Genomic DNA, 12,118 nt, shown 5'->3' on the forward strand with positions numbered 1-12,118 from the left:
ATGCCCAATCGCCATCCCCTCGCCCTGCTCTGCGGCCTCTGTGCCGCGGGGCTGTTGCCCGTCGTCTGCGCCGCCGCGGCCGATGCCGATCCCGCCACCCTGCCGGTCGTGCAGGTGCAGGCCGCACGGGTCGCCGGGGTCGACGATTTCGACCTGCCGGCCTCGCTGACCGCGATCACCCTGGGCGACAGCAACCGCACCGGCGTGCAGGTCGCCGAGGCCTTGTCCGGCGTGCCCGGGCTGCTGGCGCGCGACCGCCAGAACTACGCGCAGGACACCCAGCTGTCGATCCGCGGCTTCGGCGCGCGCTCGGCGTTCGGCGTGCGCGGCGTGCGCCTGCTGCTGGATGGCATCCCGGCGACGATGCCGGACGGCCAGGGCCAGCTGTCGCACTTCAACCTGTTGGGCGCCGAGCGCATCGAGGTGCTGCGTGGCCCGTTCTCTGCGCTGTACGGCAACTCCTCCGGCGGCGTGGTGCAGCTGTGGAGCGCCGACGGCATGCCCGACGACCCGTGGCGGCTACGCAGCACCGTCGGCAGCAACGGCACGTATAGCGCCGGGGCGCAGTTGCAGGGCCAGCAAGGCGACGTGCACTACAACGTGGCCGCCACCCATTTCCGCACCGATGGCTACCGCGACCACAGCCAGGCGCGGCGCGAATCGGTCAACGCCAGGTTCGGTTTCGATCTGGCCCCCGGCCGGCGCCTGGACCTGGTGCTGAACTACCTGGACGCGCCGTGGGCGCAGGATCCGCTGGGCCTGACCCGCGCCCAGTTCCATGCCGACCCGCAGCAGGCCACCGCCGTGGCGACCCAGTTCGATACGCGCAAGTCCACGCGCCAGGCGCAGGCCGGGGCGATCTTCACCCAGCAGGTGGACCAGCAGACCTGGCGGCTGATGGGCTACGCCGGGCGCCGCGATGTGCAGCAGTACCTGGCGGTGCCGGTGGCGGTGCAGGCCAATCCGCTGCATGCCGGCGGGCTGATCGACCTGGACGGCGACTACGGCGGCGTGGACGCGCGCTGGGCCTGGCAGGGCGAGCTGGGCGGGCGGCCGTTCCAGTTCACCGTCGGCGCCAATGCCGACCGCCAGCAGCAGCACCGCACCGGCTACGAGAACTTCGTCGGCAGCACGTTGGGGGTGAAGGGCCGGCTGCGCCGCGACCAGGAGGACCAGGTGCAGAACGTGGACCAGTTCGCCCAGGCCTGGTGGCAGTTCGGCGCGCGCTGGTCGCTGCTGGCCGGCGTGCGCCACAGCCAGGTGCGGTTCCGCTCCGACGACGCCTATATCGTCGGCCGCAACCCGGACGACAGCGGCCGCACCGATTATTCGGCGACCACGCCAGTTGCAGGGGTGGTATTCCGCGCCAGCGACGACCTGCGCTTCTACGCCTCGGCCGGCCGCGGCTTCGAGACGCCGACCTTCAACGAACTGGGCTATCGCAACGACGGCGGCGCCGGGCTGGCGCTGGACCTGTCCGCGGCCAGGAGCGAGAACCTGGAACTGGGCGCGAAATGGCGGAACCAGGCCGGCGCGGCCTGGGAAGCGGCGCTGTTCCGCGCCACGACCGACGACGAACTGGCGGTGGCCAGCAACACCAACGGCCGCAGCACCTACCGCAATATCGGCCGCACCCGCCGCCAGGGCGCCGAGGCCAGCTACCTGCTGCCGCTGGGCGACACCGCGCAGCTGCAGCTGTCCTACACCTGGCTGCAGGCGACCGTGCGCCAGGGCTACCTGACCTGCGCCAGCAGCGGCTGCGCCACGCCCACCGCGCAGGTGGCGGCCGGCGCGCGCCTGCCCGGGGTGCCGCGCCAGCAGGTCTTCGCGCGCTGGCAGTGGCAGCCGCGCGCCTGGCAGTTCGCGGTCGAAGCGGTGGCCGCCGGCGACACCGTGGCCAACGATCTGGCCAGCGAGACCGCCCCCGGTTACGCGCTCCTGAACCTGGAGGCCTCGCGCCGCTGGAGCACCGCGCACGGCGCGCTGCGCAGCTTCGCACGCATCGACAACGCGCTCGATCACGCCTACATCGGCTCGGTCATCGTCAACGACGGCAACGGCCGCTACTACGAGCCGGGGCCGGATCGCGGCTATACGCTCGGGCTGCAGTGGGAGTTCGCGCACTGAGCGCAGCCTGCCTGCCACGCGCGTCCGCCCTCGCCTGGCCGGCTACCGTTTTTCATACGTTATTTCGCTCCGGGCCGCTCGCCAGGCAGGGGCAGGCCTAAGCTCCCGGCAGACTCATTCGGAAGCTGTCGGATGCGAACCGTTCCGATGTCTTTGCCACGTCTGCCGCCCGCGCCGTCGCGCGGTGCCGATGCCAGCACGCCTGTCGCCGTTGGCGCCACCGCCGGCCACGCGCGCGACGGCGCGGGGGTGTTCGCCGGCCTCGGCGCTGCGCCGGTCAGGCGCGTGCGCACGGCGCCGCGTTCGGTGGCGGCAGGCGCGACACCGCCATCCGGAGCGCGCCTGCTGCAGCTCGATGCGCACACCGCCGATCTCGCCAGTGCGCTTGCCCACGTGGATGACGCAGCGGCGCCGTCGCCCGGGCAGGATCCGCAAGAGGAGCTGCGCTGCCGCGTGGTGCTCGAATGCATGCGCGCCTGCGCCGGCGAATCCTATACGGCCGATCTGGCGGCGGTCGCCGCCATCGGTGGGCTGCATCTCGATGCGTCGATGTCCACGCCGCGGTTGAAACTGTGGGAGGGCGCGACGGACGAGGCGATCGTCGTGGTGCTGGGCTTTTCCGGCACGCGCCTGGATGCTGCGAACGATCTGTTGTGCGACATGAAGAGCCAGCTCGCCCAGCCGCACGTCAACATGCTGGACGAGCGCCTGCCGACCTTGGGCAAGGTGGGAGCGGGCTGGCAGGAATGGTGGCAGTCCGAAGCGCAGTTGCCGCGCAGCGACGGAGCCGTCATGAAGGACGTGCTGACCCGCTATGCGGACCGCGCGCGGGATAGCGGCAAGGCACTATCGGTGTCGTTGACCGGGCATAGCCTGGGCGCGGCAGCGGCCACGGTCGCCGGCTTCGATATCGCGCACTTCCTGCGTGCGGCCGGGGCCAGCGGCAAGGTCAGCGTGTATGCCTTCAACCCGCCACGCCTGCCTGATTAGCGCTGTGTCTCAGCTGGTGATGCTGCCTTGGTTTAGAAATGCAGGTTCTTCAGTGAGATACGGCGATGACGCTGATATCGCGCACTTCCTGCGTGCGGCCGGGGCCAGCGGCAAGGTCAGCGTGTATGCCTTCAACCCGCCACGCCGGCCTGATTAGCGCTGTGTCTCAGCTGGTGATGCTGCCTTGGTTTAGAAATGCAGGTTCTTCAGTGAGATATGGCGATGACGCTCAATCGGATCCAGTTCCAAAAGGGGCTTTCGATTCCGGCTTTTCTGAGCCGCTACGGCTCCGAGGCGCAATGTGTCGAGGCCTTGGTTCAGGCCAGGTGGCCCAATGGCTTCGTGTGTCCGCAGTGCGGACACACGCATGCCAGTGGCTTTGAGCGGGGACGCCAGCACCTGTGGCAGTGCGCGCGCTGCCGGGTACAGACCAGCTTGACCGCCGGCACGCCCATGGCAGACACCAAGCTTCCCTTGCGGGTGTGGTGGCTGGCCATCTATCTGGTGAGCCAAGCCAAGAACGGAATTGCTGCGCTGGAACTGGCTCGGCAACTGGGCGTGTGCTATCGCACTGCATGGCGGATCAAGCACAAAGTGATGTCGGCGATGGCCGATCGTGAGCAGTCACGCCGGCTCGACGGAGAGGTCCAGATCGATGATGCCTATCTGGGCGGCGAACGCGCCGGTGGTCCAGGCCAACCGCAGTGGCGCAATAAAGTGCCGTTTATTGCAGCGGTTTCCCTGCATCAAGGGCGCCCGCGCTATCTCCGCCTGGATGTGGTCTCCAGCTTCCGAAGAAGCGTCGTGCACACGTGGGCTCAGCAGGCACTGGCACCGGGCACCCATGTCGTCAGTGATGGGCTGACAGCGTTCACCGGTGTGGGCTGGGCAGGCCTGACCCACGATGCCATCGTGACCGGAAGCGGCCGCAAAGGCGTCCAGCAGCCTCGTCTGCGTTGGGTCAATACGATCCTGGGCAATCTCAAAACGGCGCTTAGCGGCACCCACCATGCGGTGGACTTCCCCAAATACGGCGCGCGCTACCTGCATGCGCATGCCTACCGCTTCAATCGCCGCTTCAACCTGGCCGCCATGGTGCCGCGCCTGGCCAGTGCCCTGGCCGGCGCGGGAAGGCTCACAGAGCAGCAACTGCGTACGACAGCTGAGACACAGCGCTAATCAGGCACGCCTGGGGCAAGCGGGTATCGAGACGCTCTATGTGGATAGCCTGAAATCGGAGGACAGCGCATTGCGATTCTCGCTGCGCCAGTTCGCCCGCGAATTGGATCCGATCCAGTCCACGCCGTTGTTCATGCATCACCCGCACTGGGAGCACGACAGCGATGCCGATACCGATACCGATGCCGAGCGCGCCGGCAGCGCCAGCGGCGATCGCTTCGCCCAGTTCGTCACCGCGACCGACCAGCCGGCGAGCATGATCAATCTGGCGGACAACCACGAATTGACGCTGTGGCGCCCGTATTTCCTGTCCACGATCGAACCGGCCGAGTTGCAGCGCATCTTCGCTCCGATGCAGGTGCCGCCAGCGCCCTCCGCAGACGCAGGTGTTTCCCGCAGGGACTTCCTGACGCCGTTCCTGCCGCACAGTGAGCCGCCGATCGAGAACGGGCCGGAGTGACGCTGTGGCCTGCATACCCGCTGCGTCGAGCAACGTGCCCGCTGCTGCCTGGCCGGCGATCGCAGCGAAGACGCGCGCCGCGATCGGCATGCTTGCCAGGTCCGGCATCGGCCAGCGCTGGGCGCTCGGCGCTGCGTGCGCTCAGCGGATGCCGAGGCCGAGCCGGCGGTACAGCGTGCTGCGGCTGACCCCGAGCTGGCGCGCGGCGCGGGCGACGTTGCCGCCGCAGGCCTCCAGCGCCTGGCGCATCGCCGCCAGGGCGAGGCTGTCCAGGTCGGTTCGGGGAACTGGCGCGTCCGGACGCATCGCCTGCGGTTCGCTGTGCGATCCGCCCTGCCCTGGCGTCGTGTCGCCGCCGGCCGCCTGCAGGCCGCGCGCCGCGCCGGGCAGATAGGCCGGCAACGCATCGGCATCCACCACCGCACCGGCATCGCTCAGCGCGACCAGGGTGCGCAGGCAGGCCACCAGCTGGCGCAGGTTGCCGGGCCACGGATAGGCGCTCAGCGCCGCCAGCGCCGCCGCGGTCAGGCGCCGGCCCTGCCCTACCCGCGCCCACAATTCCTGCACTACCGCACGCCGATCCGGATGCACGCGCAGCGCCGGAATCTGCACGCCGTGCTGGGCGATGCGGTAATACAGGTCGGGGCGGAAACGGCGCTCGGCCATCGCCTCGTCCAGGTCGCGATGGGTGGCGCAGATCAGCGCGAAATCCAGCTTCACCGGCTTGCCGCCGCCCAACGGCAGTAGCTCGCGTTCCTGCAAGACGCGCAGCAGGCGCGGCTGCAGCGCCAGCGGCATGTCGCCGATTTCGTCCAGGAACAGCACCCCGCCCTCGGCCTGGCGCAACAGGCCGGGACTGCCGTGCTTGCGCGCGCCGGTGAAGGCGCCGTCCTCGTAGCCGAACAGTTCGGCCTCGATCAGGCCCTCCGGCAGCGCCGCGCAATTCACCGCGACGAACGGCTTGCCGGCGCGCGCGCTGCGCCGCTGCAGTTCGCGCGCGAATACTTCCTTGCCGGTGCCGGTCTCGCCCTGCACCAGCACCGGCAACTGCGCGTCGAGCACGCGCCGCGCGCGGTCCAGCGCCCGTTCCAGCGCGGCATCGAACAGCGGCGCATCGGCATGCGGCGGCGCGCGCGTGGCCGTGGCCACGCTGATCGGCGGCGGCGGCGAACGCCGCCGCGGCAACGCCTCGCCCGCGCTGTCCACGCGCCCGTGCAGCGCGCGGCCCTGCAGGTCGAACACGCTGCCGTGCTGGCGTAATTGCGATAGCGGCTGTTCCAACAGGGCCGCGTAGGGCACGCGGCCGAGGTCGTGCCGCTGCAGCCCGAACAGGCGCAGGCCAGCCTGGTTGGCGGCGACCAGCGTGCCGTTGCGGAACGCCAGTAGGCCTTCGTGCGCGGTGCCGAGCAGCGCCGGATCGTGGTGCACGCGCAGCAGTTCGCACTCGGCGATGGCGTCGTCGAAATAGCGGTGCTCGATGCGGGCCACCGCCCTGCGCGCCAGGCCGAGCGCGTGCATGTGCTGCACGCTGGCATCGCCGGAAATGTCCAGTACGCCGGCCAGCTGGCCGTAGGGATCGAAGATCGGCACTGCGGCACAGCTGAGGATCTGGTGCGGCGGAAAATAGTGTTCGCCGCCGCGCACTTCCACCGAATGGCTCTCGACGATGGCGGTGCCGATCGCATTGGTGCCGACCTGGGTCTCGCTCCAGCACGCGCCCGGCATCAGCGCCACGCGCCCGGCCTTGTCCAGGAAGCCCGGGCTGCCTTCGGCATCGAGGATCCAGCCGGCCGCGTCGGTCAGCAGCACGATGCGGCCGGTGGCGGCGGCATCGCCGGCCAGGCCTTCCAGTTCGGCGCGGGCCAGCCGCCACAGGCGTTCGTGCGCCGCGCGCAATTCGCGCAGGCGCGGCGCGCTGACCGGCTCGATCGGCGGCGTGCCCTGCGCCGGCAGGCCCAGGCGCTGGCAGCGCTGCCACGACTGCAGGATGGTGTCCGGCACCTGGCCGACCGGGGCGCCGCCGCGCTCGAAGAAGATCCGGCGCGCGTGGCCGAGCTGGTGCTGCGATTGCGGGTGTGCCATGACGGCTCCGCTGTCGCAGATTGCGACAGGTGGTGGGACAGGTGTTGCGATAAACACCACATCCGCCGCCGGCGCGCAATCGGCACGCGTGACGCGCTGCAGCAGGAATGCAGCCTGCGCGCCCATTGGCCGCGGCGCGCGGCCATGACGCGGCGCAACAGCGAAAACCTGGCATCGCTCTTGCGGTGACTGCTTGGCTGGATGGGCGTGTCCCATTCCTTTCCCACCGCCGCAGGAGACACCGATGAACGCCGTCACCACCGCCAAGCCGCATGCCACCGATCCGCAGTCCATCTTCAAGTCGCGCTACGGCAATTTCATCGGCGGGCAATGGGTGGAACCCAGGAGCGGCCGCTACTTCAACAACAGCACGCCGATCACCGGCAAGGTGTTCACCTCGGTGGCGCGCTCCGACGCGCAGGACGTCGAGGCCGCGCTGGATGCCGCGCATGCGGCCAAGGACGCCTGGGGCAAGACCTCGGCGACCGAGCGCAGCAACGCGCTGCTGAAGATCGCCGACCGCATCGAGCAAAATCTCGAGCTGCTGGCCTATGCCGAGACCTGGGACAACGGCAAGCCGCTGCGCGAGACGCTCAACGCCGACGTGCCGCTGTGCGCCGACCACTTCCGCTATTTCGCCGGCGCCATCCGCGCGCAGGAAGGCGGCATTTCCGAAATCGACAGCGACACCATCGCCTACCACTTCCACGAGCCGCTGGGCGTGGTCGGGCAGATCATCCCGTGGAACTTCCCGCTGCTGATGGCGTGCTGGAAACTGGCCCCTGCGATCGCCGCCGGCAACTGCGTGGTGATGAAGCCGGCCGAGCAGACTCCGGCCTCGATCCTGGTATTGATGGAAGTGATCGGCGACCTGCTGCCGCCGGGCGTGCTCAACGTGGTCAATGGTTTCGGCCTGGAAGCGGGCAAGCCGCTGGCCAGCAGCCCGCGCATCGCCAAGATCGCCTTCACCGGCGAGACCACCACCGGCCGGCTGATCATGCAATACGCCAGCCAGAACCTGATCCCGGTGACGCTGGAGCTGGGCGGCAAGTCGCCGAACATCTTCTTCGCCGACGTGATGGCCGAGGACGACGATTTCCTCGACAAGGCGATCGAAGGCTTCGTGCTGTTCGCCTTCAACCAGGGCGAGGTGTGCACCTGTCCGTCGCGCGCGCTGATCCAGGAATCGATCTACGACAAATTCATGGAAAAGGCGCTCAAGCGCGTGGCCGCGATCAAGCAGGGCAATCCGCTGGATCCCAACACCATGGTCGGCGCGCAGGCCTCCAGCGAGCAGCTGGAGAAGATCCTGTCCTACATCGACATCGGCAGGCAGGAAGGCGCGCAGGTGCTGATCGGCGGTGAACGCAACACGCTCGACGGCGAGCTGGCCGGCGGTTTCTACGTCAAGCCGACGGTGTTCAAGGGGCACAACAAGATGCGCGTGTTCCAGGAGGAGATCTTCGGGCCGGTGGTGTCGGTGACCACGTTCAAGGACGAGGCCGACGCGTTGGCGATCGCCAACGACACGCTGTATGGATTGGGCGCCGGCGTGTGGAGCCGCGATGCGTCGCGGCTGTACCGCATGGGCCGCGCGATCCAGGCCGGGCGGGTGTGGACCAACTGCTACCACGCCTATCCGGCGCATGCCGCGTTCGGCGGCTACAAGCAGTCGGGCATCGGCCGCGAGAACCACAAGATGATGCTCGACCACTACCAGCAGACCAAGAACCTGCTGGTCAGCTACTCGCCGAAGGCGTTGGGCTTCTTCTGAGCGCGGCGCAGGGCAGGGCGTGGCGGCGTGCGCGCTGCCGCTGTCCCGCGTCCGGCGCCGACTGATCTGGATCAAGGCAGCCCGTCGCTGGATGCGCGATGGTGGCGTCACCGTTGCTACAGGAGCGTTGCGATGAACAAGACGATGAAGGCCGCCGTGGTGCGCGCATTCGGCAAGCCGCTGACGATCGAGGAAGTGGAGGTGCCGCGGCCGCAGGCCGGCGACATCCTGGTCAAGATCGAGGCCTGCGGCGTGTGCCACACCGACCTGCACGCGGCCGAAGGCGACTGGCCGGTGAAGCCGAATCCGCCGTTCATTCCCGGCCACGAGGGCGTGGGCCATGTGGTCGCGGTCGGCGCCGGCGTACACCACGTCAAGGAAGGCGACCGGGTCGGCATTCCGTGGCTGTATTCGGCCTGCGGGCATTGCGAGCACTGCCTGGGCGGCTGGGAGACGCTGTGCGAGGCGCAGCAGAATTCCGGCTACTCGGTCAACGGCGGTTTCGCCGAGTACGCGCTGGCCAACGCCAACTACATCGGCCATCTGCCGAACAACATCGGCTTCGTCGAGATCGCGCCGATCCTGTGCGCCGGCGTCACCGTGTACAAGGGCCTGAAGGTCACCGACACCAAGCCCGGCAACTGGGTGGTGATCTCCGGCATCGGCGGGCTCGGCCACATGGCCGTGCAGTACGCCAAGGCGATGGGGCTGAACGTGGCCGCGGTGGACGTGGACGACGCCAAGCTGGCGCTGGCCAGGCGCCTGGGCGCCACGGTGACTGTGAATGCGCTGACCACCGACCCGGTGGCCTACCTGAAGAAGGAGATCGGCGGCGCGCACGGCGCGCTGGTCACCGCGGTGTCGCCGAAGGCGTTCGAGCAGGCGATCGGCATGGTCCGCCGCGGCGGCACGGTGTCGTTGAACGGGCTGCCGCCGGGCCAGTTCCCGCTGGACATCTTCGGCATGGTGCTCAACGGGGTGACCGTGCGCGGTTCCATTGTCGGCACCCGCCTGGACCTGCAGGAATCGCTGGACTTCGCCGAGCAGGGCAAGGTCGCCGCAACCGTGGCCACCGCCCGGCTGGAGAACATCAACGCCGTGTTCGCCCGCATGCGCGCCGGCCAGATCGAAGGCCGCATCGTGCTGGACATGGCGGCCTGATGGACGCCGCCGCGCCGGCCTCCGGCGTGCCGCTGCAGGTGCTGGCGACAGTGCCGGCGCTGCAGCTGATCGACACGCTGCGCGCGCGGCATGGGCCGCTGCTATTCCACCAGTCCGGCGGCTGTTGCGACGGGTCCTCGCCGATGTGCTATCCGCAGGACGACTTCATCGTCGGCGACCGCGACGTGCAACTGGGCGAGATCGGCGGCGCGCCGTTCTACATCGGCGCCTCGCAGTTCGACTACTGGAAGCACACCCAGCTGATCATCGACGTGGTGCCCGGCCGCGGCGGCATGTTCTCGCTGGAGAACGGCGAGGGCGTGCGCTTCCTGGTGCGCTCGCGGCTGTTCGGCGACGCGGAGTACGCGGCGTTGCAGGCGGCGGGGAAGGTCTAGCGGAACGCACCGCCCCGTGTAGGAGCGGCTTCAGCCGCGACAGGATCGTTGATTCATGCAGCCTGTCGCGGCTGAAGCCGCTCCTACAAGGGGGCGATGGCCGACAGGCCTACGGCGCCTTGGACGGCACGAACGGCGATACCGGATCGCTGGCCGGGAAGGTCTCTTCCAGCGCCTCGTCCTGATTGGCGTCGGCATGGTGCTTGTGCGCGTAGTCCTGGTTGGCGCTATCGGCCGCGGCGGCGTTTGGCGCAGGCCGGTCCGCGCCGGTGCGCGGCGCGTGTTCGACGATGGTCTCGGGACTGTCGCCGGCGCCGCGGTCCTCGCGGTCCTGGCCGTCGCGCTTGCCGCGTTGTTCGCCGGGAACCGGGTCGTTGCGACGCAGCGGGTCGGTGGCTATGGACATGGCCGATTCCTCCTACTTTGGTTGGGGAATGTGGCGGACAGTGCAGCGCGATGGCAGTGAAGCCACTGCGAATCGCAATGCGTCCACACGACTGTCACCAACGCCTAACGGCACCGGCGCTACTGCTGCCCATCCCATGCCGCCGATGCCGCCCGGAGCTTCCGCCATGTGCCCCAGCGCCCGCCCCGATCCGCTGTTGTTCAATGCCCACCTGGATCCGTTGCCGGCCATGCCGCCGCAAGGTCCCGGCGAGGCTCCAGGTCCGCATCCGCACGACGCAGCGGACTACCGCCAATACAGCCTGGCCGACTATCGCCAGCGCCGCGACCGCCACGGCACCCCATGGCGCGACCTGTGCCCGGCCTACGCGTTCGCGCTGCGCACCCACGCCGGCGGCTGGCCGCGCGCGCCCATGGCCGACACCGACGGCGAACTGGCCGCGCACTGGGAGCAGGTCCGCGGCGAGTCGCAGCTGGACTGGCGTCAGGCGCGGCCGGTGATCGAGGAGGCGTGGCAGGCGCTGGACCATCTGCCGGCGCCGGCGCTGCGCGTGGAGGCGCACTGATGGCGCGCCCGATCTGGACCGGTACCCTGTCCTTCGGCCTGCTCAACGTGCCGGTGGCGCTGATGTCCGGCGAACGCCGCGTCGATCTGCATTTCCGCATGCTCGATGCGCGCGACAAGCGCCCGATCCGCTTCGAGCGGGTCAACGCCGATACCGGCGAAGGAGTGCCGTGGAAGGACATCGTCAAGGCCTTCGAGTACAGCAAGGGCAACTACGTGGTGGTCGAGCAGCAGGACATCGCCTCGGCCGCGCCGGAAAGCCACGAGACGGTGGAGGTCGAGGCCTTCGTCGACGCCGCCGACATCGACCTGCGCTATTTCGAGAAACCCTACGTGCTGGTGCCGGGCAAGAAGGCAGAGAAGGGCTACGTGCTGCTGCGCGAGACGCTGCGCGCCACCGGCAAAGTCGGTATCGCGCGGGTGGTGATCCGCACCCGCGAATACCTGTCGGCGGTGCTGCCGCAGGAAGACGCGCTGGTGCTGATCCTGCTGCGCTATCCGCAGGAGCTGGTCGCGCTGGACGACTACACGCTGCTCAGCGGCAAGGCCGCCGACTACCGGATCAGCGCCAAGGAGACCGAGATGGCCGCGCAGCTGATCGACTCCATGTCCGGCAAGTGGGATCCGCGGTCCTATCACGACGAATTCCGCGAGCGCCTGCAGGCGGTGATCCAGAAACGGATCGAGGCGCAGGAAGGCACCGCTCATGTGGAGGATGACGCCGAAGCGCCGCAGCGCGAGGACGCCGCCACCAACGTGGTCGATTTCATGTCGCTGCTGCAGAAGAGCCTGGACGCCAAGCGCCGTACCCCGGCGAAGAAGGCAGAGGCGTCGGTGCCGGTGCGCAAGACCGCGAAGAAGCCGGCCAGGAAAGCGGCGAAGAAGGCGGCCAAACCCGCCGCAAAATCCGCGGCCAAGGCCAAGCCGGCGAAAAAGGCCACCGCAAGCAAGCTGCCGGCGCGGCGCAGGGCGGGGTAGGG

The 12,118-nt window shown here is 69.1% G+C and carries 9 protein-coding genes and 2 pseudogenes; 9 read left to right on the plus strand and 2 right to left on the minus strand.

Annotation, left to right across the window (positions count from 1 at the left end; translation table 11 throughout):
- The 4 genes and pseudogenes from KHF85_RS00110 to KHF85_RS00125 all read left to right on the plus strand — a co-directional run.
- Positions 1-2,127, plus strand: coding sequence for a TonB-dependent receptor family protein (locus KHF85_RS00110; RefSeq protein ID WP_284568041.1), 2,127 nt, complete (start codon positions 1-3; stop codon positions 2,125-2,127).
- Positions 2,128-2,259: 132 nt separating this feature from the next.
- Positions 2,260-3,108, plus strand: a pseudogene (locus KHF85_RS00115) (lipase family protein); the annotation flags it as partial.
- A 231-nt stretch (positions 3,109-3,339) separates the two neighbouring features.
- A complete protein-coding gene (locus KHF85_RS00120; protein ID WP_284566649.1) occupies positions 3,340-4,296 on the plus strand; it encodes an IS1595 family transposase in 957 nt (318 codons plus the stop codon).
- Positions 4,295-4,756 (plus strand): annotated as a pseudogene (locus KHF85_RS00125) (XopAP family type III secretion system effector); the annotation flags it as partial. The gene KHF85_RS00120 and the pseudogene KHF85_RS00125, both read left to right, overlap by 2 nt.
- A gap of 141 nt (positions 4,757-4,897) precedes the next feature.
- On the opposite strand, the gene KHF85_RS00130 reads toward KHF85_RS00125, so the two are convergent.
- Positions 4,898-6,838, minus strand: coding sequence for a sigma-54-dependent Fis family transcriptional regulator (locus KHF85_RS00130; RefSeq protein ID WP_284568042.1), 1,941 nt, complete (start codon positions 6,836-6,838; stop codon positions 4,898-4,900).
- 244 nt (positions 6,839-7,082) lie between these two features.
- On the opposite strand from KHF85_RS00130, the gene adh reads away from it, so the two are divergent.
- The 3 genes from adh to KHF85_RS00145 all read left to right on the plus strand — a co-directional run bounded on the left by adh (position 7,083) and on the right by KHF85_RS00145 (position 10,168).
- Complete coding sequence (gene adh / locus KHF85_RS00135; RefSeq protein ID WP_284568043.1) at positions 7,083-8,612, plus strand: aldehyde dehydrogenase; 1,530 nt, start codon at positions 7,083-7,085, stop codon at positions 8,610-8,612.
- Positions 8,613-8,744: 132 nt separating this feature from the next.
- Entirely contained in the window at positions 8,745-9,773 is a 1,029-nt protein-coding gene (gene adhP / locus KHF85_RS00140) for an alcohol dehydrogenase AdhP (protein WP_058359819.1), read from the plus strand.
- The gene (locus tag KHF85_RS00145) at positions 9,773-10,168 is read left to right on the plus strand and encodes a DUF779 domain-containing protein (RefSeq protein ID WP_284568044.1); all 396 of its coding nucleotides are present in this window, start codon (positions 9,773-9,775) and stop codon (positions 10,166-10,168) included. Before adhP ends, KHF85_RS00145 begins: the two co-directional genes overlap by 1 nt.
- Positions 10,169-10,277: 109 nt before the next feature.
- Here KHF85_RS00145 and KHF85_RS00150 read toward each other — a convergent pair whose 3' ends face one another.
- Positions 10,278-10,574, minus strand: coding sequence for a hypothetical protein (locus tag KHF85_RS00150; RefSeq protein ID WP_284568045.1), 297 nt, complete (start codon positions 10,572-10,574; stop codon positions 10,278-10,280).
- 166 nt (positions 10,575-10,740) lie between these two features.
- On the opposite strand from KHF85_RS00150, the gene KHF85_RS00155 reads away from it, so the two are divergent.
- Both KHF85_RS00155 and ku read left to right on the plus strand, forming a co-directional pair.
- Entirely contained in the window at positions 10,741-11,139 is a 399-nt protein-coding gene (locus tag KHF85_RS00155) for a hypothetical protein (RefSeq protein ID WP_284568046.1), read from the plus strand.
- A complete protein-coding gene (gene ku, locus KHF85_RS00160) occupies positions 11,139-12,116 on the plus strand; it encodes a non-homologous end joining protein Ku (RefSeq protein ID WP_284568047.1) in 978 nt (325 codons plus the stop codon). Before KHF85_RS00155 ends, ku begins: the two co-directional genes overlap by 1 nt.
- The last annotated feature ends 2 nt before the right edge of the window (positions 12,117-12,118 follow it).

Origin of the sequence: Xanthomonas graminis pv. graminis, from assembly GCF_030168915.1 — a bacterium.
In the GTDB taxonomy this organism is placed as follows: Bacteria; Pseudomonadota; Gammaproteobacteria; order Xanthomonadales; family Xanthomonadaceae; genus Xanthomonas_A; species Xanthomonas_A translucens.